The 26552-nt window shown below is 70.1% G+C and carries 28 protein-coding genes; 9 read left to right on the top strand and 19 right to left on the bottom strand.

The genetic code is table 11. From position 1 onward, the window contains the following. Positions 1 to 75: 75 nt before the first annotated feature. On the bottom strand, positions 76 to 1137 hold the full coding sequence (locus AB0C19_RS15245; protein WP_357184891.1) for an alpha/beta hydrolase: 1062 nt from the start codon (positions 1135 to 1137) through the stop codon (positions 76 to 78). Positions 1138 to 1226: 89 nt separating this feature from the next. Next, positions 1227 to 1592: an FHA domain-containing protein gene (locus AB0C19_RS15240; protein ID WP_357185272.1), complete on the bottom strand. Its 366-nt coding sequence runs from the start codon at positions 1590 to 1592 to the stop codon at positions 1227 to 1229. Between the two features lie 308 nt (positions 1593 to 1900). Between AB0C19_RS15240 and AB0C19_RS15235 the strand changes: the two genes are divergently transcribed. Continuing rightward, entirely contained in the window at positions 1901 to 3397 is a 1497-nt protein-coding gene (locus AB0C19_RS15235) for an aldehyde dehydrogenase family protein (protein ID WP_357184888.1), read from the top strand. An 80-nt stretch (positions 3398 to 3477) separates the two neighbouring features. Further along, positions 3478 to 4134: a methyltransferase domain-containing protein gene (locus AB0C19_RS15230; RefSeq protein ID WP_357184885.1), complete on the top strand. Its 657-nt coding sequence runs from the start codon at positions 3478 to 3480 to the stop codon at positions 4132 to 4134. A gap of 8 nt (positions 4135 to 4142) precedes the next feature. Here AB0C19_RS15230 and nucS read toward each other — a convergent pair whose 3' ends face one another. Beyond that, complete coding sequence (gene nucS, locus AB0C19_RS15225; RefSeq protein ID WP_112584054.1) at positions 4143 to 4802, bottom strand: endonuclease NucS; 660 nt, start codon at positions 4800 to 4802, stop codon at positions 4143 to 4145. 71 nt (positions 4803 to 4873) lie between these two features. Here nucS and AB0C19_RS15220 point away from each other — a divergent pair, with 71 nt between their 5' ends. Both AB0C19_RS15220 and AB0C19_RS15215 read left to right on the top strand, forming a co-directional pair. Then, complete coding sequence (locus AB0C19_RS15220) at positions 4874 to 5491, top strand: DUF4126 domain-containing protein (protein WP_124857624.1); 618 nt, start codon at positions 4874 to 4876, stop codon at positions 5489 to 5491. An 85-nt stretch (positions 5492 to 5576) separates the two neighbouring features. Further along, entirely contained in the window at positions 5577 to 5873 is a 297-nt protein-coding gene (locus tag AB0C19_RS15215) for a DUF1540 domain-containing protein (RefSeq protein ID WP_238677304.1), read from the top strand. Positions 5874 to 5927: 54 nt separating this feature from the next. On the opposite strand, the gene AB0C19_RS15210 is transcribed toward AB0C19_RS15215, so the two are convergent. Continuing rightward, positions 5928 to 7934 carry a protein meaA gene (locus tag AB0C19_RS15210; RefSeq protein ID WP_357184880.1) on the bottom strand — a complete coding sequence of 669 codons (2007 nt, stop codon included), beginning with the start codon at positions 7932 to 7934 and terminating at the stop codon, positions 5928 to 5930. 151 nt (positions 7935 to 8085) lie between these two features. Between AB0C19_RS15210 and AB0C19_RS15205 the strand changes: the two genes are divergently transcribed. From AB0C19_RS15205 to AB0C19_RS15195, 3 genes are read left to right on the top strand one after another with little or no spacing between them, the layout of a single operon-like run. Beyond that, positions 8086 to 8937, top strand: a complete 852-nt coding sequence (locus AB0C19_RS15205) for an ABC transporter ATP-binding protein (protein ID WP_357184877.1) — start codon at positions 8086 to 8088, stop codon at positions 8935 to 8937. Beyond that, a complete protein-coding gene (locus tag AB0C19_RS15200) occupies positions 8934 to 9779 on the top strand; it encodes an ABC transporter permease (RefSeq protein ID WP_091405863.1) in 846 nt (281 codons plus the stop codon). The genes AB0C19_RS15205 and AB0C19_RS15200 overlap by 4 nt, the downstream gene beginning before the upstream one ends. Before the next feature lie 48 nt (positions 9780 to 9827). Beyond that, positions 9828 to 10640 (top strand): alpha/beta hydrolase-fold protein, encoded by an 813-nt coding sequence (locus tag AB0C19_RS15195; protein ID WP_266304556.1) that lies wholly within the window; start codon positions 9828 to 9830, stop codon positions 10638 to 10640. Between the two features lie 44 nt (positions 10641 to 10684). On the opposite strand, the gene AB0C19_RS15190 is transcribed toward AB0C19_RS15195, so the two are convergent. Beyond that, a complete protein-coding gene (locus AB0C19_RS15190; protein WP_110561611.1) occupies positions 10685 to 11533 on the bottom strand; it encodes a 3-hydroxyacyl-CoA dehydrogenase family protein in 849 nt (282 codons plus the stop codon). A gap of 95 nt (positions 11534 to 11628) precedes the next feature. Next, positions 11629 to 13071 carry a UDP-N-acetylglucosamine 1-carboxyvinyltransferase gene (murA, locus tag AB0C19_RS15185; RefSeq protein WP_357184871.1) on the bottom strand — a complete coding sequence of 481 codons (1443 nt, stop codon included), beginning with the start codon at positions 13069 to 13071 and terminating at the stop codon, positions 11629 to 11631. Here murA and AB0C19_RS15180 point away from each other — a divergent pair. Continuing rightward, a complete protein-coding gene (locus AB0C19_RS15180) occupies positions 13070 to 13642 on the top strand; it encodes a cob(I)yrinic acid a,c-diamide adenosyltransferase (RefSeq protein ID WP_091405871.1) in 573 nt (190 codons plus the stop codon). The two genes, murA and AB0C19_RS15180, sit on opposite strands and share 2 nt — an antisense overlap. 317 nt (positions 13643 to 13959) lie before the next feature. Here the strand turns inward: AB0C19_RS15180 and AB0C19_RS15175 are convergent, their stop codons facing one another. The 13 genes from AB0C19_RS15175 to glyA all read right to left on the bottom strand — a co-directional run bounded on the left by AB0C19_RS15175 (position 13960) and on the right by glyA (position 24968). Continuing rightward, complete coding sequence (locus AB0C19_RS15175) at positions 13960 to 14415, bottom strand: DUF2550 domain-containing protein (RefSeq protein WP_357184867.1); 456 nt, start codon at positions 14413 to 14415, stop codon at positions 13960 to 13962. 12 nt (positions 14416 to 14427) lie between these two features. Next, entirely contained in the window at positions 14428 to 14709 is a 282-nt protein-coding gene (locus tag AB0C19_RS15170) for a F0F1 ATP synthase subunit epsilon (protein WP_030333186.1), read from the bottom strand. An 88-nt stretch (positions 14710 to 14797) separates the two neighbouring features. After that, positions 14798 to 15940 carry an LCP family protein gene (locus tag AB0C19_RS15165; RefSeq protein ID WP_357184864.1) on the bottom strand — a complete coding sequence of 381 codons (1143 nt, stop codon included), beginning with the start codon at positions 15938 to 15940 and terminating at the stop codon, positions 14798 to 14800. A gap of 221 nt (positions 15941 to 16161) precedes the next feature. Continuing rightward, the gene (atpD, locus tag AB0C19_RS15160; RefSeq protein ID WP_238677311.1) at positions 16162 to 17598 is read right to left on the bottom strand and encodes a F0F1 ATP synthase subunit beta; all 1437 of its coding nucleotides are present in this window, start codon (positions 17596 to 17598) and stop codon (positions 16162 to 16164) included. Next, the gene (locus AB0C19_RS15155; protein ID WP_328652358.1) at positions 17598 to 18527 is read right to left on the bottom strand and encodes a F0F1 ATP synthase subunit gamma; all 930 of its coding nucleotides are present in this window, start codon (positions 18525 to 18527) and stop codon (positions 17598 to 17600) included. The genes atpD and AB0C19_RS15155 overlap by 1 nt, the downstream gene beginning before the upstream one ends. A 4-nt stretch (positions 18528 to 18531) precedes the next feature. Continuing rightward, positions 18532 to 20184: a F0F1 ATP synthase subunit alpha gene (gene atpA / locus AB0C19_RS15150; protein WP_238677313.1), complete on the bottom strand. Its 1653-nt coding sequence runs from the start codon at positions 20182 to 20184 to the stop codon at positions 18532 to 18534. Between the two features lie 165 nt (positions 20185 to 20349). Beyond that, positions 20350 to 21171, bottom strand: coding sequence for a F0F1 ATP synthase subunit delta (locus AB0C19_RS15145; protein WP_238687353.1), 822 nt, complete (start codon positions 21169 to 21171; stop codon positions 20350 to 20352). Then, on the bottom strand, positions 21171 to 21710 hold the full coding sequence (locus AB0C19_RS15140; RefSeq protein WP_112584053.1) for a F0F1 ATP synthase subunit B: 540 nt from the start codon (positions 21708 to 21710) through the stop codon (positions 21171 to 21173). Before AB0C19_RS15140 ends, AB0C19_RS15145 begins: the two co-directional genes overlap by 1 nt. A gap of 32 nt (positions 21711 to 21742) precedes the next feature. Then, positions 21743 to 21970 carry an ATP synthase F0 subunit C gene (locus AB0C19_RS15135; RefSeq protein WP_074314047.1) on the bottom strand — a complete coding sequence of 76 codons (228 nt, stop codon included), beginning with the start codon at positions 21968 to 21970 and terminating at the stop codon, positions 21743 to 21745. A gap of 63 nt (positions 21971 to 22033) precedes the next feature. Next, the gene (gene atpB, locus AB0C19_RS15130) at positions 22034 to 22831 is read right to left on the bottom strand and encodes a F0F1 ATP synthase subunit A (RefSeq protein ID WP_112584020.1); all 798 of its coding nucleotides are present in this window, start codon (positions 22829 to 22831) and stop codon (positions 22034 to 22036) included. Positions 22832 to 22842: 11 nt separating this feature from the next. Continuing rightward, positions 22843 to 23079: an AtpZ/AtpI family protein gene (locus AB0C19_RS15125; protein ID WP_091405894.1), complete on the bottom strand. Its 237-nt coding sequence runs from the start codon at positions 23077 to 23079 to the stop codon at positions 22843 to 22845. Between the two features lie 181 nt (positions 23080 to 23260). Next, positions 23261 to 23686 (bottom strand): hypothetical protein, encoded by a 426-nt coding sequence (locus AB0C19_RS15120; protein ID WP_238687354.1) that lies wholly within the window; start codon positions 23684 to 23686, stop codon positions 23261 to 23263. Continuing rightward, positions 23679 to 24968, bottom strand: a complete 1290-nt coding sequence (glyA, locus tag AB0C19_RS15115; RefSeq protein ID WP_196919496.1) for a serine hydroxymethyltransferase — start codon at positions 24966 to 24968, stop codon at positions 23679 to 23681. Before glyA ends, AB0C19_RS15120 begins: the two co-directional genes overlap by 8 nt. A 35-nt stretch (positions 24969 to 25003) precedes the next feature. On the opposite strand from glyA, the gene AB0C19_RS15110 reads away from it, so the two are divergent. Continuing rightward, complete coding sequence (locus AB0C19_RS15110; protein ID WP_357184858.1) at positions 25004 to 26467, top strand: SDR family oxidoreductase; 1464 nt, start codon at positions 25004 to 25006, stop codon at positions 26465 to 26467. The last annotated feature ends 85 nt before the right edge of the window (positions 26468 to 26552 follow it).

Genomic DNA, 26552 nt, shown 5'->3' with positions numbered 1-26552 from the left:
GCGCGCGAGTCTGCCACGTGACGGTGAGTTGTCGAGACGCCGTGGCATATTTCACCCACGGCTCAGCGGCACCCGCTACCCGGCCGCCACGCTGGTCAGAGCCAACAACTCCGCGACGAACTCCGCCGGGCGCTCCAGGTGCGGACTGTGCCCGCAACCCGGCAGCACCACCTCGTGGTATGCGCCGCCGGCCGCCGCGTACCGGTCGAGCACCGCCCGGGTCTGGCCGACCATCGGCTGCGGTGGGCAGGCGTCCGCGCCGGGCCAGCCGGGCACGAGATCCAGCGAACCCAGGTACGCCAGGTCGAACAGCGAGGTGTCCGAGACGATGACGTCGACGTCTCCGCGTACCCAGGTGACCGGCGGTTTCTCGGCGACGGCCACCAGCTCGTCGGCGAGCCGGAACCAGGTCGGCGCCAACGCGTTGAGCACCCCGCGCTCCCCCGGCGCGGTGCCCGGCCAGTTCTCCGACGGCACCGCCGTGCCCGGGTAGTTGTCGTCACCGGTGGCTGTGGAGAGCACTGTGTCCAGTAGCAGTTCCTCGTCAGTGCCCAGCGAGGCGGGATCGGCCACGTAGGTGGCTCGCAGCACGGCGCGCGGGCTGGCCGGCGCGTCAGTGCTCCGGTCACCGGCCGCGAGGCGGGCGACGAAGTCCGGGTTCGCCGTGCCGGCGCCGGTGCCGGCGAAGTCGGCTGTGGTCGGCGTGCCGGTCAGGTCGCGGGTGCCGCCGAAGCCGTACGGGGAGACCGGCGCGGCGAGCAGCAACGCCCCCACCCGGTGCGGATGGTCGACCAGCAGGCGCATCGCCACCCCTCCGCCGAGGGAGTGCCCGACCACCACCGGTCGCGCGTCGGCGGCGAAGAGCGTCGGGTCGTCCAGCAGTGCGGCCACGTCGTCGGCGAAGTCCCGCAGACCCCGGGTGGCGTCCACCGGGGCGGTCGCGGAGTCGCCGTACCCCCGCAGGTCGGGGGCGACCACCCGCAGCGTCGATGGCAGGCGGCGGACCAGCGGCTCCCAGAACAGCGCGGACGAGCAGTTGCCGTGGATCAGCAGCACCGGTGTGCCGTCCGGCGGGCCGGCCACCCGTACCGCCTGAGTGTTGCCGTTCGCCGTCACGGTCCGCTGCTCGGTCTCCATCCGCGGCATGGTGCCACGGGCGCCCCCGCCGGTCCAGGTGTCGGAGCGCCACCCAACGGAGCCATCCGGTGTGGCAGGCCGCCAGGCGATCAGCGACGCGAGCCCGGTGGCGCGGCCAGCGGCAGCGGCAGCGTCGGTCGGACGTCGCGCCGGGACGGGCCGAAGCTGAGCCCCACCGGGTCGGTGAGCGCCACCCCGGGGTCGAACAGGCGCAGTTCGGTACGGCCCAGCCGGATCACGTCACCGTCGGAGAGTCGTTCCACCTCGGTGATCCGCCGGTCGTTGAGCCAGGTGCCGTTGGTGGAGCCCAGGTCCCGCAGGGACGGGCCCTCCGGCGCCAACCACACCTCGGCGTGGCGACGGCTCAGGTGTGGGTCGTTGATGACCACCTGACCGCTCGGCGCTCGGCCGATCACCTGTATCTCGGCTCGCATACGAAAGCTCGCGCCGCGCATCGGTCCACCCGCGACCGTCAACAGCGGCATCAGTTCCGGATGTTCCTCCATGGACAGTCAGCCCTCCACCCCGCACCGTCACTCCGCGCGTCAGCTTGCCATCAGACGGTAGTCGTCAATACCGACCGGCCGGTCAGCCTCTCGTCACCTCCCGGCCATCTGCCGTTCGACGATTCGGGCGGGCCGCATCCGTCACCAACGCCCTGACCTGCACTGATCAACGATCGGCCAGGTTGGTGCGACGCCGCTCCCCCGGTCTCGAATCGGGGACCCTACCGGTGAGTAATCCTCGGGTCTAGACTTCCGCCATGACGGCAGTGCATATCCCGGGCGTTCCGGTCATCGACGCGGGCCAGTTGGTCTCCACCAGCCCGGCGACCGGCGCCGAGGCCGGTCGCCTCCCGGTCGCCACCGACGCCGACGTGCGGCAGGCCGTCGACAGCGCTCGCGCCGCCGGCGAATGGTGGGCGGGTCTCGGCTTCACCGGCCGCCGCCAGCGGATGCTGCGGTGGCGCGCCCTGCTCGCCAAGCGCATCGAGCAGTTGGCCGAGTTGGTGCACGTCGAGGGCGGGAAGCCGGTCGCCGACGCGATCGTCGAGATCGTCACCGCGATCGAGCACATCGACTGGGCCGCCCGCAACGCCGGCCGCGTGCTCGGTCCACGCCGGGTGCGGTCCCGGCTCATCCTGGCCGAGTTCTCCGGGCACCTCGAATACCAGCCGTACGGGGTGGTCGGCGTGATCGGGCCGTGGAACTATCCGGTCTTCACGCCGATCGGCTCCGCCGCGTACGCCCTGGCCGCCGGCAACGCCGTGGTGCTCAAGCCGAGCGAGTACACGCCCGCCGTCGGCCAGTGGCTGGTGGACAGCTTCGCCGAGGTGGTGCCCGAGCAGCCGGTCTTCACCGCCGTGCACGGGCTGGGCGACGTGGGCGCGGCGCTGTGCCGCTCCGGCGTCAACAAGCTGGCCTTCACCGGCTCCACCGCCACCGCCCGGAAGGTGATGGCCGCCTGCGCCGAGACGCTGACCCCGGTGCTCATCGAGGGCGGCGGCAAGGACGCCATGATCGTGGACAGCGACGCCGACCTGGACGCGGCCGCCGAGGCGTGTGTCTGGGGTGGCATGACCAACGCCGGCCAGACCTGCATCGGCATCGAGCGGGTCTACGCGGTCGACGCCGTCTTCGACGCCTTCGTCGACAAGGTGGTGACCCGCGCCGGTCGACTGACTGTCGGGCCGGAGGGCACCGACATCGGCCCGATCACCATGCCCAAGCAGATCGACGTGATCCGCCGGCACATCGACGCCGCGATCACGTCCGGCGGGCGCGCCGTGCTCGGCGGCCCGAGCGCCGTGCAACCGCCGTACGTCCACCCCACGGTGCTGGTGGACGTACCGGAGGAGTCGGCCGCCGTCCGCGAGGAGACCTTCGGCCCCACGCTGACCATCAGCCGGGTCCGCGACGCCGACGAGGCCGTCACCCGCGCCAACGCCCTCTCGTACGGCCTCGGGGGCTCGGTCTTCGGCCGGCGGCGGGCGGTGGCCATCGCCCGGCGGCTGCGCTCCGGGATGGCGTCGATCAACTCCACGCTGACCTTCGCCGGCATGTCGACACTGCCGTTCGGCGGTGTCGGCGACTCCGGCTTCGGGCGGATCCACGGGGAGGACGGCCTGCGTGAGTTCGGTCGATCCAAGGCGATCACCCGACGTCGAGCCCGCTCACTGCTGCCGTCGATGACCTTCGAGCGCACCCCCGCCGACGTGGCCCGACTCGTCAAGGCCATCAAGGTCATGTACGGGAGGTAAGTGTCGGATAGCCGATCATCAACAAGGATCGGTGTATCCACATGTTTATACGCCGTGGTCACGGCGGTACATTGCGTTAAATGGGCCCCAATCGATTGCGCTACCGCCTTGTCGACAGTGACCAGTCGTGGAGCGCCCGACGGCGTCGGCACCGCTCGGACTGGCTGGCGCGCACCTTTCCCGACATCGGCGACATGCACGTGGTCGACCTCGGCGGTCGGCTCGGCACCTGGCACCGCTCCACCGTCCGACCGGCCCGGGTGACAGTCGTCAACCTGGAGCAGCCGCCCGCCATCGTCCCGGAATGGGCCCACGTCGAGCAGGCAGACGCCTGCGACCTGCCCGCGCACCTCACCAAGGGCAGCTTCGACCTGGTCTTCTCGAACTCCGTGCTGGAGCATGTGGGCGGGCACGAACGCCGGATTCGCTTCGCCGCCGCCGCCCGCTCACTGGCCGACCGGCACTGGGTGCAGACGCCCTACCGCTACTTCCCCATCGAGCCGCACTGGATCGCGCCCGGCATGCAGTTCCTGCCGGTACGACTGCGCACCGCGTTCGCCCAACGTTGGCCGTTGGGCCACAAACCGACCCGCAGCCACGAAGCCGCCATCCACCAGGTGCTCTGGACCGAGCTGTTGGACCGCTCGCAGATGCGTCACTACTTCCCCGACTCGACGATGCTGGTGGAGCGGGTGTTCGGTCTGCCGAAGTCACTGATCGCGGTGCGCACCGGGTAGTGCGCCGGTCAGAAGAGAGTCAGCTCGTCCTTCACGATGCCGCGCAGCTTGTCGTAGTCCACTACCACACACCGGATGCCCCGGTCGGTGGCGAGCACCCGCGCCTGCGGCTTGATCTCCTGGGCGGCGAAGACCCCGACGACCGGGCTGAGCAGCGGGTCACGGTTCATCAGCTCGAGATAACGGGTCAACTGCTCCACGCCGTCGATGTCGCCACGCCGCTTGACCTCGACGGCGACGGAGCCCGAGTTGGCATCTCGGCACAGCAGGTCGACCGGGCCGATCGCCGTCATGTACTCGCGGCGGACCAGCGTGAACCCCTCACCCAAGGCACCCGGGTTGGCGGCCAGCAACTCCTGGAGGTGCGCCTCCACCCCGTCCTTGCGCAGGCCCGGATCCACACCCAACTCGTACGAGGTGTCCTGGAAGATCTCCTCCAGGGTGATCCGCAACTCCTCGCCAGCCTTGTTGACGACCCGCCACACACCGGGGGCCTCCTCCAACCGACACGGCGGGCTCATCCAGTTCAACGGCTTGTACGCCCGGTCGTCGGCGTGAATAGACACCGACCCGTCCGCCTTCACCATCAACAACCGGGTGGCCAGCGGCAGGTGAGCCGAGAGCCGTCCGACATAGTCCACCGAGCACTTCGCAATGACCAACCGCACCCGACGAGGGTAGCCGAGCACCCACCGGTCGCCAGCGAGCGGCACTGGCGCGTCGATGCGATGCTGAGACCGTGTTCGAAGTCCTCACCGGCACCGGTCTCGCCGCCTCGGCGGGGCTGAACGCCTACATACCCCTGCTCATCCTCGGTCTACTCGGCCGTTACACCGACCTGATCGACCTGCCCAGCGGCTGGACCTGGCTCGGCAACGGCTGGGTCATCGCCATCATGGCCGTGCTGCTCGCCGTGGAGATGGTGGCGGACAAGGTGCCAGTGGTCGACCACATCAACGACGTGGTGCAGACGGTTGTCCGACCCACCGCCGGTGGCCTTGCCTTCGGCGCCGGCTCCTCGTCGGAGACGGTGACGGTCAGCGACCCGGGGAGCTTCTTCTCGTCCCACCAGTGGGTGCCTGTCGTCACCGGCGTACTGCTGGCGTTGGGCGTGCACCTACTCAAGTCCGCGGCCCGCCCGGTCATCAACGCGACCACCGCCGGGATCGGCGCCCCGGTCGCCAGCACCGCCGAGGACGCCACCAGCGTGGTGGTCTCCCTGGTGGCGATCATCCTGCCGGTGCTGGTGCTCGTCGCACTGGTCGGCCTGGCGTTCTTCACCTTCTGGTTTTTCCGTCGGCGATCCGAACGACGCCGCGAACGAGAGGCCGCCCGCGCCGCCGGCTTCCGCGTCTGACGCGGCGGATCGGCGGCCCGCGATACCGGGGCTCCACGGTCCGACAAAAGCCTAGGATCGGGGCAAGAGCCTAGAGGAGGTCGGCATGACCGCAGCGTTGGAGATGCCCCGAGTCCAGGAATGTGTGGTCGCCGCGTGCGCGTACAACCAGTCGGGTGACTGCCACGCCTTCGCGATCACCATCGGCAGCATGGATCACGCCCACTGCCACACGTTCGTCGAGTCGCCCGTCCGGGGCGGCGTGGAGAGCATGATCGCGCAGGTGGGCGCCTGCCAGCGCGCCGACTGCCGGCACAACGAGCAGCTGGAGTGCCACGCGGCGTCGATCAGGGTCGGCCCGGACAACGACATGGCCGACTGCATGACCTACGCCGGCCGCTGACCCACGCCGGTCGGCGACCCACGCCGGCCGACGACCTGCCGGGACAGCTCTCGATCAGGGCAGGTCGTTGGCGTGACGGATGACCGTCACCAGGTCGTCGATGATGCCGGTGAGGGCGAAGTCCTTCGGGGTGAAGACCCGGGCGACACCGGCCGCCCGCAGGGTGTCCGCGTCACTGGCCGGGATGATGCCGCCCACCACCACCGGCAGGTCCGCCCGGCCGGCGGCGCGCAGCCCGTCGAGCACAGCGGGCACGGCGGCCAGGTGCGACCCGGAGAGCACGGAGAGCCCGACCAGGTCGACGTCCTCCTCGACGGCGGCGGCGACGATCTGCCCCGCGGTCAACCGGATGCCCTGGTAGACGACCTCGAAGCCGGCATCGCGGGCACGTACCGCGATCTGCTCCGCGCCGTTGGAGTGCCCGTCCAGGCCGGGTTTGCCGACCAGCAGCCGCAGCCGGCCGCTACCCAGCTCCCGGGCTGTGGCGGTGACCCGCTCGCGGACCGCCAGCAGGCCCGGCTCCCCACCGCCGCCGGTGGCACCGGCCAGGCCGGTCGGCGCCCGGTACTCGCCGAAGACCTGGCGCAGCGCGCCGGCCCACTCGCCGGTGGTCACCCCGGCCCGCACGCACTCCACTGTGGCCGGCATCAGGTTGGTGGTGGTCGCGGCGTCCGCGCGCAGCCGGGCCAGCGCCGCGTCGACGACGGCCGCGTCCCGGTCGGCCCGCCACCGGCGTACGCCGTCCACGGCGGCCGCCTCGACCGCCGGATCGACCTGTTCGACGGCGTCCGCGCCGGCGGCGGTCAGCGGGGAGGGTTCGGTCTCGGTGTACCGGTTGACCCCGACCACCACGTCGGCACCGGACTCCATCCGCCGACGGCGCTCGGCCAGCGACGCGACAAGCGCGCTCTTGAGGTAGCCGGTCTCCACGGCGGCGACGACGCCGCCCAGCTCCAGCACCTTGTCCAGCTCGACCCGCGCCCCGGTGACGACCTCGTCGACCAGCGCGGTCATCACGTGCGAGCCGGCGAAGAGGTCGGGATATTCGAGCAGATCCGATTCGTACGCCAGGACCTGCTGCATCCGCAGCGACCACTGCTGGTCCCACGGTCGGGGTAGGCCGAGCGCCTCGTTCCAGGCGGGCAGTTGGACAGCGCGGGCCCGGGCGTCGCGGGACATCGTCACGCCGAGCATCTCCAGCACGATGCGCTGGATGTTGTTCTCCGGCTGCGCCTCGGTGAGGCCGAGCGAGTTGACCTGCACGCCGTAGCGGAACCGCCGTTGTCTGGTGTCGGTGACCCCGTACCGGTCCCGGGTGATCTCGTCCCAGAGCACGCCGAACGCGCGCATCTTGGCGATCTCCTCGACGAAGCGCACCCCGGCGTTGACGAAGAACGAGATCCGCTGGACCACGTCGCCCATCCGCTCGGCCGGCACCTGGCCGGAGTCCCGGACCGCGTCGAGCACGGCGACCGCTGTGGCCAGCGCGAAGCCGACCTCCTGCACGGGCGTGGCGCCGGCTTCCTGGAGGTGGTACGAGCAGATGTTGACAGGGTTCCACCGGGGCATCTCGCGCAGCGTGTACGCCACCATGTCGGCGGTGAGCCGCAGCGACGCCGCCGGCGGAAAGATGTAGGTACCCCGGGACAGGTACTCCTTGATGATGTCGTTCTGGGTGGTGCCGGCGCAGCGGGTGAGGTCGGCGCCCTGCTCCAGCCCGACGGTTCCGTACAGGGCGAGCAGCCACATCGCCGGGGCGTTGATGGTCATCGAGGTGTTCGTGTCGGCGAGCGGGAGACCGTCGAAGAGCGCCCGCATGTCGCCGAGGTGGGCCACCGGCACGCCGACCCGCCCGACCTCGCCGGCGGCGAGTTCGTGGTCCGGGTCGTACCCGGTCTGGGTGGGCAGGTCGAAGGCGACCGACAGGCCGGTCTGCCCCTTCGCCAGGTTGCGGCGGAAGAGGGCGTTGGTGGCCGCGGCCGACGAGTGGCCGGCGTAGGTGCGCATCACCCACGGGCGGTCCCGCTCGGGCAGTCGCCCCGGGAATGCCGTCTCATCCATGGCCGGAGTCTAAGTTACCGTTCAGTAAAAGGAGCTGTGGAAAACCACACAGGTCCATGTCGGGGACGTCCGGGTGGCAAGCGCCCGCAGTGGCGTGGACCGCCACACCCCGGGCACCACCCGACCCAGGCCAGGACGCACACTGGACGGCATGGATGACGAGCTGGCCATCTCCGTCCGAGGGCTGCGCAAGGCGTACGGCGACAACGTGGCGGTGGCGGGCGTGGATCTGGACGTCCACCGCGGCGAGGTGTTCGCGTTGCTCGGCCCGAACGGCGCCGGCAAGACCACAACGGTGGAGATCCTGGAGGGTTACCGCCGCCGGGACGCGGGCGAGGTCACCGTCCTCGGCGTCGACCCTGCCCACCCGGATGCCGACTGGCGCTCCCGGGTCGGCATCGTGCTTCAGGGCACCGGCGAGTTCGACGAGCTGACAGTGGCCGAGGTGATCCGGCACTTCTCCGGCTTCTACCCCGACGCGGACGACCCGGAGAAGGTGATCGAGCGGGTCGGGCTGGCCGACAAGGCGAAGGCCCGGACGCACACCCTCTCCGGCGGGCAGAAGCGCCGCCTGGACGTGGCCCTGGGCATCATCGGCCGTCCCGAGCTGCTCTTCCTCGACGAGCCGACCACCGGTTTCGACCCGGAGGCCCGCCGCGAGTTCTGGGAGCTGATCCGCGACCTCGCCGCGGCCGGCACCACGATCGTGCTCACCACCCACTACCTGGACGAGGCCGAGGCCCTCGCCGACCGGGTCGGCGTGATCGCCGGCGGCCGGTTGGTCGAGGTCGCCGCCCCCAACCGGCTGGGCAATCGGCAGGAGGCCCTCGCGACGGTCTCCTGGCGTACCCCGGAAGGCACGGTGGACAGCGCGCAGAGCGCGACGCCGACGGCCTTCGTGGCCGACCTCGCCGCGCGCTACGGCGGCGAGGTCCCCGGGCTCACGGTGACCCGGCCGACCCTGGAGGACGTCTACCTCACCATGATCGGACACGCGCGATGACGACCACGACGAAGCCGGCGACGCCGGTCACCGCGACTCGCGGCCGACGGCCGGGTGCCGGCGCGCTCGCCCTGCGCCAGGGACGACTGGAGATCACCCAGTTCCTGCGCAGCCGGGAGTCGGTGGTCTTCACGATGGGCTTCCCCATCATCATGATCCTGATCTTCGCGTCGATCTTCGACGGCACGATCGGCGGCGGGGTCAAGTTCACCCAGTACTTCATCACCGGCATGATCGCGACCGGCCTGATGACTGTGAGCTTCCAGAACCTCGGCATCTGGATCCCGATCGAGCGGGACCGGGGCGTGCTCAAGCGCTACCGGGGCACGCCGATGCCGAAGTGGGTCTGGTTCGCCGGCAAAGTGATCATGGTGGTGGCGATCGGGATCGCCGAGACGGTCCTGCTGCTGGCCGTCGCGGTGGCGCTGTTCGACCTCGACCTGCCGGGCACCGCCGCGAAGTGGTTCACCTTCGGCTGGGTCGCCGTGCTCGGGGTGACCGCGTGCACCCTGTGCGGCATCGCGATCTCGTCGCTGGCCCGCACCGCCCGCAGCGGCTCCGCGGTGGTCACCCCGGTGGCTCTGGTGCTCCAGTTCATCTCCGGGGTGTTCTTCGTCTTCACCGACCTGCCCACCTGGATGCAGCAGGTGGCGGCGGTGTTCCCGCTCAAGTGGATGTGCCAGGGGCTGCGGTCGGTGTTCCTGCCGGAGAGCTTCGGCGCCCAGGAGCCGGGCGGCTCGTTCGAGCTGGGCCGGGTGGCGGTGGTGCTGGCCCTGTGGTGCGTGATCGGTGTGGTGCTCTGCCTGACCACCTTCCGCTGGACGACCAAGCGCGACGGCTGACGCCCTTCCGGGGCCCCCGATCCGCCGTGGGGCTGCCAGACTCTGACGATGGCCGCTCGACCGACCCGGCGCGGGCTCCTGCTCGCGGGGGCAGGGGCGACGGCGCTGGCGGTCGGGGTCGGCTGGACGGCCCGCGACCTGATCCGGCCGTCGCCGACGCGACCCGTTCCCCCGGACGCGCCGGCCGGCGACGAGCGACTGGTCAGCCGCCAGTCCGCCGCACGTGACCGCTCGGTCGACTTCTACACCGCCGTCCCGGACGGGCACGGCGACGGTCAGGGGTTGCCGGTCTGCCTGGTGCTGCACGGCGCGTCCACCACCGCACGGGACTTCCCCGGGCTCGGCCTGGGGCGCTTCCTGACCGACGCGGTACGTCGGGGTGCGCCGCCGTTCGTGCTCGCCGGAGCGACCGGCGACCGCCTCTCCTGGCGCCCCGCCGGCCGGGACGACCCGCAGCGGATGGTGCGTGAGGAGGTGCCGGCCTGGTGCGCCGAGCGGGGCTTCGACGCCACCCGGCTGGCGGCCTGGGGATGGTCCATGGGGGGCTTCGGCTCGCTGTTGCTCGCCGCCACCTGGCCGGGGTCACTCCGGGCGGTGGCGGCCTTCTCCCCCGCCGTCGCGCCAGGTGATGCCGTCTTCGCCGGTGTCGACCGGCTACGCGGCACTCCGCTGGGCCTCTGGTGCGGTCGCCAGGACGACCTCCTCGCCGACGTGCAGGCGCTGGAGCGGGCCCTTCCCGAGCCGGCCGCCCGAGCCGAGTACGCCGACGGCGGGCACGACTTCCGCTACTGGGGCTCGGTCATACCCGCTGCCCTCGACTTCGTCGCGGGAGCGCTGGCCGCGCCGCCCGGCCCGAGTTGAGCTGAACCGGGGGGCCCGCGAACGGGCCCCCGCGGCTGCCGGTCTCAGTAGGTGTAGAAGCCCTTGCCGGTCTTGCGGCCCAGGTCACCGGCGGTGACCATCCGCTGGAGCAGCTCCGGCGGGAAGAACTTCTCGTCGGCGGTGTCGGTGTAGATGTTCTTCGAGGCGTGCAGCAGCACGTCCACGCCGGTCAGGTCGGTGGTGGCCAGCGGGCCCATCGCGTGCCCGAAGCCCAGCCGGCAGGCGGTGTCCAGGTCCTCCGCGGACACCACCCCGGACTCCACCAGCTTGACCGCCTCCATCACCAGGGCGGAGATCAACCGGGTGGTGACGAAGCCGGCGATGTCCCGGTTGACCACGACGACCGTCTTACCGATCTCCTCGGCGAAGGCCCGCGCGGTGTCCAGCGTGGCGTCGCTGGTCTTGTAACCGCGTACCAGCTCGCAGAGTTGCATCATCGGCACCGGGGAGAAGAAGTGGGTGCCGACCACCGCCTCGGGCCGCTCGGTCACCGCGGCGATCTGGGTGACCGGGATGGCCGAGGTGTTGGTGGCGAGCACCGCGTCCGACTTGCAGATCTTGTCCAGGGCGCGGAACACCTCGTGCTTGATCTCCAGGCGCTCGAAGACCGCCTCGACCACGATGTCCGCGTCCGCCGCCGCCTCCAGGTCGGTGGTCGGGGTGATCCGGGCCAGCGTCGCCTCGACCTCGGACGCCTCGATCTTGCCCTTCTCGGCGAACTTCTCCAGTGACTTCCGAATGCCGCCCAGACCCCGGGTGGTGGCCGCGTCGTCCAGGTCGCGCAGCGTCACCTGCCAGCCCGCCTGCGCCGCCACCTGGGCGATGCCGGAACCCATCAACCCGGCTCCGACGACCGCGAGTCGACCCGCCATCTGCTTCTCCCTCGCTGCGATTGAGTGCCTGCCTGCACCCTAGTCGGCGAGCCTGAACGATGGCTAAGTGGCGGTCGGGCCGGGTCGTGGGGGCCTCAGATCTCCAGTGCCGGCTCCTCCGGCGTGGTGCCCCGCTCGACCGCCACCCCGAGCGCACGCAGGTCGGCCACGAAGTCCGGGTAGCCCCGGTCGACGTGGTGCACGTGGGAGACCTCGGTGACCCCCTCCGCGCAGAGTCCGGCGATGATCAACCCTGCGCCGGCCCGGATGTCGGTGGCCCGCACCGGGGCACCGGAGAGCCGCTCCCGACCCCGGACCACCGCGTGATGCCCGTCGGTCTTGATGTCCGCGCCGAGCCGCATCATCTCGTTGGCGAACATGAACCGGCCGTCGAAGATGTTCTCGGTGATCAGGGAGGCACCGTCGCTGACGGCCGCCAGCCCGATCGCCATCGGCAGCAGGTCGGTGGCGAAGCCGGGGTACGGCAGCGTCACCACGTCCACCGCCCGGGGCCGCTCGTCCATCCGTACGCGGAAGCCGTCTCCCCGGGTCTCCACCAGCCCGCCCGCCGCCACGACCTTGTCCAGGGCGACCTCCAGGAAGGCCGGGTCCAGCCCGGTCACCGTCACGTCGCCGCGGGTCATCGCCGCGCCGAACGCCCAGGTGCCGGCGACGATCCGGTCCCCCACCGTGGCATGGCGCACCGGACGCAGACCGGGCACACCGGTGATGCGCAACGTCGACGTGCCCGCGCCGACGATGCGCGCACCCATCTGGTTGAGCATCGTGCAGATGTCGACGATCTCCGGCTCCCGGGCCGCGTTGTCGATCATCGTGGTGCCCTGGGCCAGCACCGCCGCCATCACCAGGTTCTCGGTCGCGCCGACGCTGGGGAAATCCAGCACGATGTCCGCGCCACGCAGCCCGTGCGGGGCGGAGGCGATGACGAAACCGTGCTCACCGGAGATCTCCGCGCCCATCCGGGTCAGCCCGGAGATGTGCATGTCCAACCCCCGCGACCCGATCGCGTCGCCGCCGGGGTGGGCCACCCGCACGTACCCCCGGCGGGCCAGCAACGGGCCGAGCACGCAGATCGACGCGCGCAGCCGTCGGACCAGGTCGTAGTCGGCCTCCGCGCCCGGCTGCTCGGGTACGTCGATCGTCACCGACCGGGACCGGGCCACTCCACCACGGACGACCATCGGGTCGACCGGGTCGTCCGCGTCGAACTGGACGTCGCAGCCCAGCCGGCGCAGCACCTCCCCCATGATCGCGATGTCGGTGATCCGGGGGACGTTGGTGATCACACTGCGGCCCGGCGCGAGCAGCGCGGCGGCCATCAGTTTCAACGCCGAGTTCTTCGCACCGACCACGTGCACGGTGCCGGCCAGTCGGGCGTCACCGCGGACCCGGATGACGTCGACATCGTTGACCGCCGCATCGCCGGCGTCGCCGGGGCCCACCACCACCGGCCAACCGGCGGTGCTGTCCGGCCGGGCCGGGATCGTCAGGTCGGGAATCCGTAGGCTGTGCGTCATGGCCGTCCACCTCACGCGCATCTACACCAAGGCCGGCGACGCCGGCATGACCAGGCTGAGCAACAACGAGCAGGTGCCGAAGACCGATCCACGGATCGCCGCGTACGCGGATGTCGACGAGTGCAACGCGGCGATCGGCGTCGCGCTCGCACTGGGAAACCTCGACGAGGAGCTTCGCGGCGTGCTGGGGTCGGTGCAGAACGACCTGTTCGACGTCGGCGCCGACCTGTCCACCCCGGTCGAGCCGGAGCCGAAGTACCCGCCGCTGCGGGTCACCGAGGAGTACGTCGAGCGCCTGGAGGGCTGGTGCGACGAGTACAACGCACGCCTGAGCAAGCTCGACTCCTTCATCCTCCCCGGCGGCACCGCAGGTGCGGCGCTGCTGCACGTGGCGCGGACCGTCGCCCGGCGTGCCGAACGGGCAGCGTGGGCGCTGGTCAGCCACGATCCGGAACGAACCAGCACGCTCCCGGCAAAGTATCTCAACCGGCTCTCCGATCTGCTCTTTATCCTGTCAAGAACGGCAAATCCGGCAGGAGATGTGCTATGGGTGCCGGGCGGCAAGCGCTGAACGTCGGGCGCTCCGCACCACGTCGAGGTCTGGGTTCCCACTCTGCCCGCCACCACGCGTAGCCAAGGCCGACTACTCAAGCCAGGCCGACCAACACCTCGACCGACGCGCAAGCCGCGCAGCCCGGCGCGCAGCGCACACCGAGGGAGGCGGGACTCAGCTACACCGGTAACGGCAGGTGATCAAAGCCCGCCGGATCGACGCACAGCGGCAACGAAGGGTTTCCGGGGGAGCCCGCCCGGCGCAGGGATCAAGCCTGACCGCCCGGAGCCGGGCGGGCTCCCCCGGAAACCCAGAAGAGCAACCAAGAGCGAGCCTCAGGCAGCCGGCCAATCCTGGGAGGCCATACGCGGCGAGACCGCCCCCGGAGGGGCGGCCTCAAGCCAGGAGAGAAAACCGGTGACTGTCGATCGCGCCATGGCGATCTCCACCGGTGCGTGGTGACTGGTACAGCGGAGGATCACCCAGTCGGCCGGCATGGAGAACCGTTCCTGACCTTCGGGCAACCGGCGGCGCTCCACGGACAGCCCCTTGCGGGAGAGCACCCGCTTGGGCCGGATCGCGAAGCTGAACATCCGGTACCAGCGCAGCTCGTCACCGGCGAACCGGCCGAAGCCGGGTGACCAGCCGCGGCCGTCGAGCATGGTGGAGACCCGGACGCTGAGCCGGATGATGCCACCGCTGCGGGTGACGAGAGCTCGCCGGACGAAGAGGATCAGAAGCGCGCCGAGGATGACGACAACGCCGATTCCGAATCCTTCGACGATCTCCATCCCCGGTGTGGCTCAGCGGCTCTGCGCGGAGACCGGGGTTGCGCTCTCGGCCAGCACGGTGACACCGTCGGCGCTCACCGAGAGGAAGCCGCCGGCCACCTCGTAGGCGACCTGCTCGCCGCCGGCGAGCTTGATGCGTACCTGGCCGGGCTCGGCGAGTTGGCCGAGTAGCGGCGCGTGCCCCGGCAGGACACCGAGCTCGCCTTCGGTCGTCCGGGCGACGACCATCTCGGCGTCACCGGACCAGACCTTCTCCTCGACGGCGACGAGCTCGACGTGAAGCTGCTGTGCCACGCTGTCTCCTTGCTGCGGCTACGGATTGCCGAAAGTCTAGCCTGACGACGCGGCGCGCCCAACGCGGGTGGGGACAACGCCGACCTGACTACTTGGCCTTGTTGACGAATTCCGGGTGCTCCAGCAGGAACGGGTCGAGTTGCTCGTTGTGCAGGGCGGTGAAGAAGTCCGGAACACCGTTCTGGAACTGCTCGCCCAGGTACTTCTGGCCCTCGAAGACCCCGCCACCGGGCAGCTTGATCATCTCGATGGTGTTCGGGCGGATGTCCTTCAGGGCGAGCCCGAAGTCGACGACGCTGTTGCCCCGGCCGTTGAAGATCAACGACTGACCGGCGGCGCGGAGCACCTTGTCCAGCTTGATCGGGTTGGACACCACGTCGGCGCTGAACGCCTGGCCGACCATGGCCTTGACGAACTGCTGCTGGTGGCGCTGCCGGCCGTAGTCGGAATCCGGAACGCCGTTCTTCGGGTAGCGCTGCCGGACGTAGTCCAGCGCCTGCCACCCACTCAGGTGCCGGTTGCCCTTCTTGTAGATCGCCTGCGGGCCGACGTAGCCCTCACCACGGGTGTTGCCCGGCCGCGGCTTGCCGTCCGGCTGCTTGTGCTCGGACTTCACGTCCCGCTCGATGTACATGTCGACACCGCCCATGGCGTCGACGATCTTCTGGAAACCGGTGAAGTTGATGATCGCGCCAGCGTCGAAGCGCTTGATGCCGGTGACGTTCTGCACTGTGCTGGCCAGCAACTCGAAGCCCCGTGCCGCGTCGGGGTTGGCCCCCGGCACCTTGCTGCCGAACGACATCGCGGCGTTGATCTTCGTGGTCTCGCCCGGGAAGTCGGCCTTCTTGAACGCCGGGATCCGCACGTAGAGGTCACGAGGCAGCGAGAACAGGTAAGCCCGGTCCATCGAGGCCGGCACGTGCAGCACCATGATCGAGTCGGCCAGCGGCGCGGCCGTCGGCGTACGCGGGTCGATGCCGACGAGCAGGATGTTGAGCGGACCCTTGATGTCGCTCTTCTTCGCCTGGGCGCCCGCCGCTTGGTCGCCGAAGAGGTCGGCCTTGCCGACGGACCCCTCGTAGCGGGCCATGAGAACCTCGGTGCCGACCAGCACGGCGCCGCTGAGCACTGTCAGCACGGTGCCGAACACAGTGCAGATCCTGGCCCACCGCGGCACACCTCGCCAGATGGACGGCTTGCGGCCACTCTTGCCGGCCTTACCCACGAGCATCTCCGTTCGTTACGCCCACGACGAGGAAGACGGGCGCACGTCGTCGAAAGGTTGCAAAGATCAACGCTCGTTCAGGTGAGCGCGGAACGAACCGTAGCTCGGGAGCCGCGGGAGTGACGACCACGAGTAACGGACCGCGACGATGGTAAGACGCGAACATGAACAAAAGACTGCCCCGGCATTGCCGGGGCAGTCTTTTTGCTACGGATCGATGGGGCTGGTCAGCCCTTCATCAGCTCCTCAGCCTTGCGCTCCAGGTCCTCGAGACCGCCGCACATGAAGAACGCCTGCTCGGGGAAGTGGTCGTACTCACCCTCGCTGATCTTGCGGAACGCCTCGATGGTCTCCTTGATCGGGACCGTCGAACCCGGCACGCCGGTGAACTGCTCCGCCGCGTAGGTGTTCTGCGAGAGGAAGCGCTCGATCCGCCGGGCGCGAGCCACGGTGATCTTGTCTTCCTCGGAGAGCTCCTCGATACCGAGGATGGCGATGATGTCCTGCAGGTCGCGGTAGCGCTGCAGGATCCGCTTCACCTCGGTGGCAACCTGGAAGTGCTCGTTGCCGACGAACTCCGGGGCGAGGATCCGGGACGAGGACGCCAGCGGGTCCACGGCCGGGTAGATGCCCTTGTCGGAGATCGACCGCTCCAGGTTGGTGGTCGCGTCCAGGTGGGCGAACGTGGTGGCCGGGGCGGGGTCGGTGTAGTCGTCCGCCGGCACGTAGATCGCCTGCATGGAGGTGATGGCCTGGCCCCGGACGGAGGTGATCCGCTCCTGGAGCTCGCCCATCTCGTCGGCCAGGGTCGGCTGGTAACCCACGGCGCTCGGCATACGACCGAGCAGGGTGGACACCTCCGAACCGGCCTGCGTGAAGCGGAAGATGTTGTCGATGAAGAGCAGCACCTCCTGCTTCTTCACGTCCCGGAAGTACTCGGCCATGGTCAGCGCGGAGAGCGCCACCCGCAGCCGGGTGCCCGGCGGCTCGTCCATCTGGCCGTAGACCAGCGCGGTCTTGTCGATGACGCCGGACTCGGTCATCTCGGCGATGAGGTCGTTGCCCTCACGGGTGCGCTCACCCACGCCGGCGAAGACCGAGGTACCACCGAAGTTGCGGGCGACCCGGGTGATCATCTCCTGGATGAGCACCGTCTTGCCCACACCCGCGCCGCCGAACAGGCCGATCTTGCCGCCCTTGACGTACGGGGCGAGCAGGTCGATGACCTTGATGCCGGTCTCCAGCATCTCGGTCTTCGGCTCGAGGTCCGCGAAGGCCGGGGCCTTGCGGTGGATGCCCCACCGGTCGTCGGCCTCGAACGTCTCGCCCTCTTTGAGGTTGAGCACCTCGCCGATCGCGTTGAACACCTTGCCCTTGACCGCGTCGCCCACCGGCACCGTGATCGGCTCGCCGCGGTCGCGCACCTCGGCGCCACGGACCAGGCCGTCGGTCGGCTGCATCGAGATGGCACGGACCAGGTTGTCACCCAGGTGCTGGGCAACCTCCAGGGTCAGCGTCTTCTCACCGCCGGACAGGTTCACCTTCACGTTCAAGGCGTTGAACAGGGCCGGCATGGCGTCGCGCGGGAACTCGGCGTCGACGACCGGGCCGATGACCCGGACCACGCGACCCGTGGCCGTCTTGGTCTCTACTGGTGCAGTCATCACACTTCACTTCCCGACGCGGCCAGCGCGTTGGCGCCGCCGACGATCTCGCTGATCTCCTGGGTGATCCCGGCCTGGCGAGCCGAGTTCATCTCGCGCGTGTACTTCTCGATCATCTCTTCGGCGTTGTCGGTGGCGCTCTTCATCGCCCGCCGCCGTGCCGCCGACTCACTCGCCGCCGACTCGATCAACGCCGCGTAGATCCGCGTGTTGATGTACCTCGGCAGGAGCGCGTCGAGCAGCGCCTCCGCCTCCGGCTCGAACTCGTACGCCGGCAGCAACCCCTCGGAGCGCGGCCGGTCCTCCACCTGCATCGGACCGATGACCTTGGTGACCGGGCTCTGCGTCATGAGCGAGTGGAACTCGGTGTAGACGATGTGCAACTCGTCGACGCCGAGCACCCCGTCCGCTCCGGCACCGCCGTCGACGTCGTCCGCACCGGCGGTGAACGCCTTGATCAGCGTCTCACCAACGGTACGGGCGTCCTCGAACGACGGCTGCTCGCTGAAGCCGGTCCAGTTCGCCTCGATCGGCCGCTCGCGGAACCGGTAGAACCCGACACCCTTACGCCCGATGACGTAGAGCACCGGCTCCTTGCCGTCTGCCTTGAGCCGCGCGATCAGCGACTCTGCCATCCTGATCGCGTTGGAGCTGTAACCGCCGGCCAGGCCACGGTCGCTGGTGACCAACAGGACGCCGGCCCGCCGCACCCGCTCACGCGGCGTGAGCAGCGGGTGGTCGATCCGCGCGTTGGACGCCAGCGCCGTGAGCACACCGGTGATGGCCTGGGCGTACGGCAGGGACGCCTGCACCCGGGCCTGAGCCTTGGCGATCCGGCTCGTCGCCACGAGCTCCATCGCCTTGGTGATCTTCTTCATCGACTTCGCCGAGCGGATCCGTTGACGAAGAACGCGTACCTGGGCCGCCACGGGATCAGCTCTCGGCCGGGCGGTCGGTCGCGCCGTCGCGGAAGCGGGTCACCGTCTCGCGGTTCTCGTCACCCTCGAGCGGAGCGGCCGGCGCGTCGTTGACCTTGCGCTCGTCCTCCTTGTTGAGGAAGACCTGCTTGAACTCGGCGATCGCGCTGTCCAGCGAGCCGATGATGTCATCGTTCCACTGGTTGTCGGCGATGCCGGCCAGCACACCCTCATGCTTGTGCCGCAGGTACTGCAGGAACTCCGACTCGAAGCGCCGGACCTCACCCACCGGGATGTCGTCCAGCTTGCCCTCGGTGCCGGCCCAGACCGAGACGACCTGCTCCTGCACCGGGAACGGCGAGTAGTTCGGCTGCTTGAGCAGCTCGACCAGGCGCGAACCGCGGTCCAGCTGGGCACGGGAGGCCCGGTCCAGGTCGGAGGCGAAGGCGGCGAACGCCTCCAGCTCGCGGTACTGGGCCAGGTTGAGCCGCAGTGAACCGGCGACCTTCTTCATCGGCTTCACCTGCGCGGCGCCACCGACCCGGGAGACCGAGGTACCGACGTTGATCGCCGGACGGACGCCCTGGTTGAACAGGTCGGTCTCCAGGAAGATCTGACCGTCGGTGATCGAGATGACGTTGGTCGGGATGAAGGCCGAGATGTCGTTGGCCTTCGTCTCGATGATCGGCAGACCGGTCATCGAGCCGCCACCCAGCTCGTCGGAGAGCTTCGCGCAGCGCTCCAGCAGGCGGGAGTGCAGGTAGAAGACGTCACCCGGGTACGCCTCACGGCCCGGCGGGCGACGCAGCAGCAGCGACACGGCGCGGTACGCCTCGGCCTGCTTGCTCAGGTCGTCGAAGACGATCAGGACGTGCTTGCCGCCGTACATCCAGTGCTGCCCGATGGACGAGCCGGTGTACGGGGCGAGGTACTTGAAGCCAGCCGGGTCGGACGCCGGCGAGGCGACGATGGTGGTGTACTCCATCGCGCCCGCCTCCTCGAGCTGCCCCTTGATGGAGGCGATCGTGGAGGCCTTCTGGCCGATGGCGACGTAGATGCAGCGAACCTGCTTCTTCGGGTCGCCGGTGCGCCAGTTGTCCCGCTGGTTGAGGATGGCGTCCAGGGCGACAGTGGTCTTACCGGTCTTCCGGTCACCGATGATGAGCTGCCGCTGGCCCCGACCGATCGGGGTCATCGCGTCGATGGCCTTGATGCCGGTCTGCAGCGGCTCGTCGACGGACTGCCGGGACATCACGTTCGGAGCCTGCAGCTCCAGCTCGCGGAAGCCTTCGTTGGCGATGTCGCCGAGCGCGTCGATCGGCTCACCGAGCGCGTTGACCACGCGGCCGAGGAAGGCGTCGCCGACCGGAACGGAGAGAACCCGCTCGGTGCGCTTGACGCGCTGCCCTTCCTCCAGCTTGGCGGAGTCACCGAGAACGACGACGCCGATCTCCCGGACGTCGAGGTTCAACGCCACGCCGAGCGTGCCGTCCTCGAACTCCAGGAGCTCGTTGGTCATGGTCGAGGGCAGGCCCTCGACGTGGGCGATACCGTCGCCGGTGTCGGCGACGGTGCCGACCTCCTCGCGGGAGACGTCGGACGAGTAGGAAGAGACGTAGCGCTCCAGGGCGCCGCGGATCTCCTCCGTCGAGATGGTCAGCTCGGCCATCCTCTGCTTCCTTAAAATTCAGGGGCCCGGGATACCTAGTACCGACCGGTCCGAATGGCGTCTGTCATTCCGGGCACTGAGCGATCCAGTCACCCCGATGCTGGGCGGCGGAGCCGCTCAGCGCCGGGGCGGCGAAGCCACCACATTGCTGGGCGGCGGAGCCGCTCAGCGCTTCGCGAGCGCGTTGCGGGTCTCGTTGAGGCGGCGCAGGATGGTGCCGTCGTACAGGTCGGAGCCGACCCGCACGCTCACGCCACCCAGGACGTGGGGGTCCACCGTCTGCTTGACGGAGACCTCTCGACCGTATATCGCGCTGAGGCTCGCACCCAGCCGGCGCTCGTCCTCGTCACTCAACGGGGCCGCGACGGTCACGTACGCCACCTGCCGGTCGCGTCGCTCGGCGGCGAGTTCCACCAGCCGGGTGAGCGCGCCGGTGAAGGAGCGCCCCCCGTACCCGCCGAGTGCGACCTCGACGAGGCGGACGGTGACCGGACGGGCCTTGTCGGCGAGCAGCTCGCGGGCCAGGGTGGCCCGCTGCTCGACCGGGGCGACCGGGTCGGCGAGCGTGTTGCTCAGCGCCGACTGACCGGCCACTACCTGACCGAAGCGGAACAGCTCGTCCTCGACCTCGCCCAGCTCGCCGGCCTTGTCGGCGCTGGCCAGCAGCGCTTCCACGCCCAGCCGCTCGGTGCCGTCGAGCAGCTCCGAGGGTGCCGACCACCGGCCGGCGACCAGCGACACGAGCAGGTCGAGCGCGTCCGCGCCGATCCGCCCGCCGAGCATGTCGCCGAGCAGAGCGCCGCGATCCTCGCCGGACCGGGACGGCTCGGAGAGCGCCCGGCGCAGCCGCGGCTCACGCCGCAGCAGGGTCGCCACGGAGAGGATGGCGTCGGCGGTGGAGGCCACCGCTGACGGCTCCGCGCCGCGGACGTACGCGTCGAGGCGCTCGGCCGCGACCTTGTACGACTCCCGGCTGGCGGCCTGCATCAGCGGGCCCCCGTGCTCTCGAGACCGCTCAGGAACCGGTCGACGGTGCCCTTACGCCGCGCCTCGTCGGCCAGCGACTCGCCAACGATCTTGCTGGCCAGGTCCACCGCGATCGTGCCGACCTCCGCGCGCAGCTCGCGCACGATGGTGGCCCGCTCGGCGGCGAGCGCGTCCTTGCCCGCCTGGATGACCCGGTCGGACTCTTCCCGCGCCTTGGCGAGGATGTCCTGGCGGATGCCCTCGGCGTCGGCCCGCGCGTCGTCACGGATCTTGGCGGCGTCGGTCCGGGCCTCAGCGAGCTGGGCACGGTACTGCTCGAGCAGCTGGTTCGCCTCGGCCTGGGCGGCCTCGGCGCGCTTGATGCCGCCCTCGATGGCGTCGACCCGAGCCTGGAACGTCTGCTCCATGCGCGGGAAGACGAACTTCATCAGGACGAAGCAGAGCACGGCGAAGGCGACCGTGCCGACCACGATCTCTTGCCAGATCGGAATGATCGGGTTGTGGTCTGACTCACCACCCTCGGCGGCGAGGAGGAACAACATGGGTGACCTCCCGGTCGGAAGGGGCGGAATCAGCCGGCCCAGATGAAGCCGAAGGCGATGCCGAACAGCGCGAGCGCCTCGATGACGGCGAAGCCGATCCAGACGTACGGCAGGGTCATGCGCGACGACTCGGGCTGCCGGGCGGTCGACTGGATGTAGGCGGCGAAGACCAGGCCAACGCCGATGCCCGGGCCGATGGCCGCGAGGCCGTAGCCGATGGCGGCGGTGCTGCCCTCTACCGCGGCGACGTAATCCATTAGTGGTTCCTCCTGGTTATCACGCGTGACTCTCACGCGGGACGACAACGGTTGGTGCGTGGATCAGTGCTCTTCGGCGAGCGCGCCCTGGATGTAGCTGGCGCTCAGCACGGTGAAGACGTAGGCCTGCAGGACGATGACCAGCGCTTCGAGAAGGGTCAGCGCCACTGTCATCACCCAGGAGACCACCGAGATCGGCGCCAGCCAGGCGTTGGCGTTGAGCATCGCGAAGCCGCCGAGCGTGAAGACCAGCAGGAGCATGTGGCCGGCGAACATGTTCGCGAAGAGACGGACGGCCAGCGAGAACGGCCGGATGATGAAGGTCGAGAACGCCTCGATCGGGATCAGCAGCGGCAGGATGTACCACGGTGCCGGCGGGATCAGGGCGTGCTTGAAGTATTTGCCGAAGCCGTGGTGCCGGATGCCGATGTAGTTGAACAGCACGTAGCTGATCACCGCGAGGATCGCCGGGAAGGCGATGTGCGAGTTCGGCGAGATCTGGAAGAGCGGAATGATCGCGAACGCGTTCGTCACCAACACGAAGCAGAACAGCGTCGTGAAGTAGGGAGCGAACCGCACGCCCTGGTGACCGATCATGTCGACCGAGATGTTGTTCCGGACGAAGCCGTAGATCGACTCGGCGAACCACTGCTTCTTGGTCGGCACCAACTTCGGGTTCCGATAGGTCGCCAGGAAGAAGATGATCAGAAAGCCGACCGCGACCCAGATCATCAGCGTGAACTTGGTGAACCACGGGGCGTTCTCCACACCCCAGGGCACGATCGCGGGCAGGTAGAAGTCGTCCACACTGGGTGGGAATGCCGCCTGGCCCGCTGCCAGAACGTTCGCCTGTCCGAACACCGTGTCCCTTCCTAAGTAGGCGTGCCGAGCCGACGGACGACGAGGATGATCCCCCCGGTCACGCCGAGCACGACGCCGATGCCGGTGGCGACGCCACCGGTATCGAGCCACTGGTCGACCAGCCAGCCGATGAAACCCCACACGAGCATTCCTCCGATGAGGTAGCTGAGCGCGGTCCAACCCTGACCGGCGCCGGACGGATAATCGTCCGGTTCACCGGCGGGACGGGGGGTTTGGTCACCAGCCATGACGGGGCGAACGATATCAGCCGGGAAGACGAGGCTGTGCCTCACCCCCCGCACAACCGTCGTTGTGTGGGCTTCTCGTGGGCGCCGTCGTCTGTGGGCACGCTACTCCCCTTCCGCCCGTCGGAAAATGACCGGAGGCCGACACATTCCGGCGCGTCCGCTGGTTGGGACGACCGCCAGGTCAGCCGCGCGGTCGGCGAGCGTGCACCGTGGTCAGCCACCAGAGGTGCACCGCTGTCCACACTGCCACCCCGGCGACGATGCCAAGGCAAAGAGGGATCAATCCGGGCCAACCGGTCGACGCCACCGCCACCAGCACCACGCCCAGCAGGCTGAACTTCAACACGTACAGGCCCAGGCCGAGCGGCAGCAGCAACTGCGGGTTGACCTGGTCGGCCCGGGCCAGCACCACTGTGGTGAGGGTGTAGCTGAGCACCGTGACGCCCACGCCGGCCGCCGCGCCGAGCGCGCCCGTGACGCCGCCGGTCACCCCACCGACCACCGCGGCGACCGCGGCGAGCGCCGCCGACGCGGCCAACAGCACCGGCAGGTGCCGCAACCGCCACCGCCGGTCGGTGTCCGGCTCGACCACCCCGGGCTCAGCCACGGGGGTACGCCGGGAACGCCGCGACCAGCTCGGACACCTCGGCACCGAGGCGGGTCAACTCGTCGGCCCCGCCCGGAGCGCCGGGATCGGTGCGCACCGCGCGGGCGATCAGGGTCGCCACCTGGCGCAGCTCCCCCTCGCGCATCCCCTGCGTGGTGACGCTCGGTGTGCCCACCCGGATGCCGGAGGCCACCATCGGCGGCTGCGGGTCGTACGGGATGGCGTTCTTGTTCAGGGTGATCGACGCGGCGTCGCAGCGGCGCTCGGCCTCGGCGCCGGTCACCCCCAGCTCCCGCAGGTCGATCAGGGCGAGGTGGGTGTCGGTGCCACCGGACACCGGGCGCATCCCCTCGTCGGCCAGCCCGGCGGCGAGCGCCTGGGCGTTGCTGACCACCTGCCGGGCGTACGTCTGGAACTCCGGCTGGGCGGCCTCGCGCAGCGCGACCGCCTTCGCCGCTACCGCGTGCATCAGCGGGCCGCCCTGGGTGAACGGGAAGACCGCCTTGTCGATCCGCTGGGCCAGCGACTCGCGGCACAGGATCATGCCGCCGCGCGGCCCGCGCAGCACCTTGTGGGTGGTGGCGCAGACGACATCGGCGTACGGCACCGGGGACGGGATCGCCCGGCCGGCGACCAGGCCGATGAAGTGCGCCGCGTCCACCATCAGGTACGCGCCGACCTCGTCGGCGATCTCCCGGAACCGCGCGAAGTCGATCAGGCGCGGGTACGCGGTGGCGCCACAGATGATCAGCTTGGGTCGGTGCGCGCGCGCCAGGTCCCGTACCTCGTCGTAGTCGATCTGCTCGGTGTCCGGCCGCACCGGGTAGCCGACCGGGTGGAACCACTTGCCGGAGAAGTTCACCCGGCTGCCGTGGGTGAGGTGCCCGCCGTGCGGCAGGTCCATCGCCAGCACCGTGTCCCCCGGCTGCACCAGCGCGGCGTACGCGGCGAGGTTGGCGCTCGCCCCGGAGTGCGGCTGGAGGTTGGCGTGCTCGGCCCCGAAGAGCTCCTTGGCCCGGGCGATGCCGATCTCCTCTGCCCGGTCCACCTCGGCGCAGCCGCCGTAGTAGCGCCGACCCGGGTAACCCTCGGCGTACTTGTTGGTCAGCGTCGAGCCGAGCGCGGCCAGCACCGCCGGCGAGGTCAGGTTCTCGCTGGCGATGAGCTGCAGGCCGCCGCGCAACCGGTCCAACTCGCCGAGGACCACCCCGGCGATCTCCGGGTCGGTGGCCCTGAGCTGCGCGAAATCCGGCCCCCAGAAGGTGCTCGTCTCGGTCTCCACAGCGAACGAGTCTAGGGGGCCGCACACTGGAACCCGTGAGATGCCTCGTCACCGGCGCTACCGGCTACATCGGCGGGCGGCTGACACCGCTGCTGCTCGCCGACGGACACACCGTGCGCTGCCTCGCCCGCAAGGCGGTGCGGCTGCGCGACGTGCCCTGGGCCTCGGCGGCCGACATCGTCGAAGGAGACCTGAGTCGACCGGAGACGCTGGCCGCCGCGTTCGCCGACGTGGACGTCGCGTACTTCCTGGTGCACTCCTTGGGCCGGTCCGACTTCGAGGCGGCCGACCGGACGGCGGCGACCAACTTCGCGGCGGCGGCGCAGGCGGCCGGCGTACGGCGGATCGTCTACCTGGGCGGCCCGGAGCCGGCTTCCGACGCGGAGGTGCCATCTCCGCACCTGCGGTCCCGCGCCGAGGTGGGCCGGATCCTGCTCGGCAGCGGGGTGCCCACGGCGGTGCTCCGCGCCGCGGTGATCATCGGGTCCGGCTCGGCGTCGTTCGAGATGCTGCGTTACCTGACCGAGCGGCTACCCGCCATGATCACGCCGCGCTGGGTCCGCAACCGGATCCAACCGATCGCGGTCCGCGACGTGCTGCACTACCTGTCCGGCTGCGCCGACCTGCCGGCCGACGTCAACAGGGGCTTCGACGTCGGCGGGCCGGACGTGCTGACCTTTCGCGAGATGATGCAGCGCTACGCCCGGGTGGCCGGGCTGCGCCAGCGGATCATCGTGCCGGTCCGCCCACTCACGCCGTCGCTCTCCTCGCACTGGGTCGGGCTGATCACCCCGGTGCCGAACAAGATCGCCCGCCCGCTGGTGGAGAGCCTGATCCACGAGGCGGTAGCCCACGAACACGACATCGCCCGCTACATCCCGGACCCGCCCGGCGGGCTGACCGGCTTCGACGAGGCCGTGGCGCTGGCGCTGGCCAAGGTGCGCGACGCCCAGGTGGAGACCCGCTGGTCCACAGCGAGCGGCCCGGACGCGCCCGCCGAGCCACTGCCCACCGACCCGGTGTGGTCCGGTGGCACCGCCTACACCGACGTGCGGGAGCGGGCGGTGGACGCCCCACCAGCGGCGCTCTGGCGGGTCGTCGAGGGCGTCGGTGGCGAACACGGCTGGTACTCGTTCCCCCTCGCCTGGTCGATCCGAGGCTGGCTGGACCGGCTGGTCGGCGGGGTCGGACTGCGCCGGGGTCGACGCGACCCGCACCGCCTCCAGGTCGGCGAGGCGCTGGACTTCTGGCGGGTCGAGGAGATCGTCCCGGGCGAGCTGCTGCGACTGCGCGCCGAGATGCGGCTGCCCGGCCGGGCCTGGCTGGAGATGCGGGTACTGCCGGCCGACGACGGCCGTAGCCGCTACCAGCAACGCGCCGTCTTCCTGCCGCGCGGCCTGCCGGGGCACGCCTACTGGAAGTCGGTGGCCCCGTTCCACGCTGTGGTCTTCGGCGGAATGGCCCGCAACATAGCCCGCAACGCCGAACAAACCCCCTAACCACACCCCACACCCCACACCCCACACCCCACACCCCGCACCCCGCACCCCGCACCCCGCACCCCGCACCCCGCGATCTTGCACT

The sequence above is a fragment of the Micromonospora sp. NPDC048842 genome (assembly GCF_040649935.1).
Taxonomy (GTDB): Bacteria; Actinomycetota; Actinomycetes; order Mycobacteriales; family Micromonosporaceae; genus Micromonospora; species Micromonospora hortensis.
This window is presented reverse-complemented; position numbering and strand designations above follow the sequence as displayed.

Excerpts from the sequence above, each read along its gene's own strand:
- AB0C19_RS15245 (WP_357184891.1), bottom strand. The coding sequence starts at position 1,137 with ATGGAGACCGAGCAGCGGACCGTGACGGCGAACGGCAACACTCAGGCG.
- murA (WP_357184871.1), bottom strand. The coding sequence starts at position 13,071 with ATGACGCACAGCCTACGGATTCCCGACCTGACGATCCCGGCCCGGCCG.
- AB0C19_RS15175 (WP_357184867.1), bottom strand. The coding sequence starts at position 14,415 with ATGGAGATCGTCGAAGGATTCGGAATCGGCGTTGTCGTCATCCTCGGC.
- AB0C19_RS15135 (WP_074314047.1), bottom strand. The coding sequence starts at position 21,970 with ATGGATTACGTCGCCGCGGTAGAGGGCAGCACCGCCGCCATCGGCTAC.
- AB0C19_RS15230 (WP_357184885.1), top strand. The coding sequence starts at position 3,478 with ATGGGCCCCAATCGATTGCGCTACCGCCTTGTCGACAGTGACCAGTCG.
- AB0C19_RS15210 (WP_357184880.1), bottom strand. The coding sequence starts at position 7,934 with ATGGATGAGACGGCATTCCCGGGGCGACTGCCCGAGCGGGACCGCCCG.
- AB0C19_RS15165 (WP_357184864.1), bottom strand. The coding sequence starts at position 15,940 with ATGCTCGTGGGTAAGGCCGGCAAGAGTGGCCGCAAGCCGTCCATCTGG.
- AB0C19_RS15200 (WP_091405863.1), top strand. The coding sequence starts at position 8,934 with ATGACGACCACGACGAAGCCGGCGACGCCGGTCACCGCGACTCGCGGC.
- atpA (WP_238677313.1), bottom strand. The coding sequence starts at position 20,184 with ATGGCCGAGCTGACCATCTCGACGGAGGAGATCCGCGGCGCCCTGGAG.
- AB0C19_RS15180 (WP_091405871.1), top strand. The coding sequence starts at position 13,070 with ATGGCCGTCCACCTCACGCGCATCTACACCAAGGCCGGCGACGCCGGC.
- AB0C19_RS15215 (WP_238677304.1), top strand. The coding sequence starts at position 5,577 with ATGACCGCAGCGTTGGAGATGCCCCGAGTCCAGGAATGTGTGGTCGCC.
- AB0C19_RS15145 (WP_238687353.1), bottom strand. The coding sequence starts at position 21,171 with ATGCAGGCCGCCAGCCGGGAGTCGTACAAGGTCGCGGCCGAGCGCCTC.
- AB0C19_RS15125 (WP_091405894.1), bottom strand. The coding sequence starts at position 23,079 with ATGGCTGGTGACCAAACCCCCCGTCCCGCCGGTGAACCGGACGATTAT.
- AB0C19_RS15235 (WP_357184888.1), top strand. The coding sequence starts at position 1,901 with ATGACGGCAGTGCATATCCCGGGCGTTCCGGTCATCGACGCGGGCCAG.
- atpD (WP_238677311.1), bottom strand. The coding sequence starts at position 17,598 with ATGACTGCACCAGTAGAGACCAAGACGGCCACGGGTCGCGTGGTCCGG.
- AB0C19_RS15190 (WP_110561611.1), bottom strand. The coding sequence starts at position 11,533 with ATGGCGGGTCGACTCGCGGTCGTCGGAGCCGGGTTGATGGGTTCCGGC.
- AB0C19_RS15195 (WP_266304556.1), top strand. The coding sequence starts at position 9,828 with ATGGCCGCTCGACCGACCCGGCGCGGGCTCCTGCTCGCGGGGGCAGGG.
- AB0C19_RS15205 (WP_357184877.1), top strand. The coding sequence starts at position 8,086 with ATGGATGACGAGCTGGCCATCTCCGTCCGAGGGCTGCGCAAGGCGTAC.
- AB0C19_RS15240 (WP_357185272.1), bottom strand. The coding sequence starts at position 1,592 with ATGCGCGGCGCGAGCTTTCGTATGCGAGCCGAGATACAGGTGATCGGC.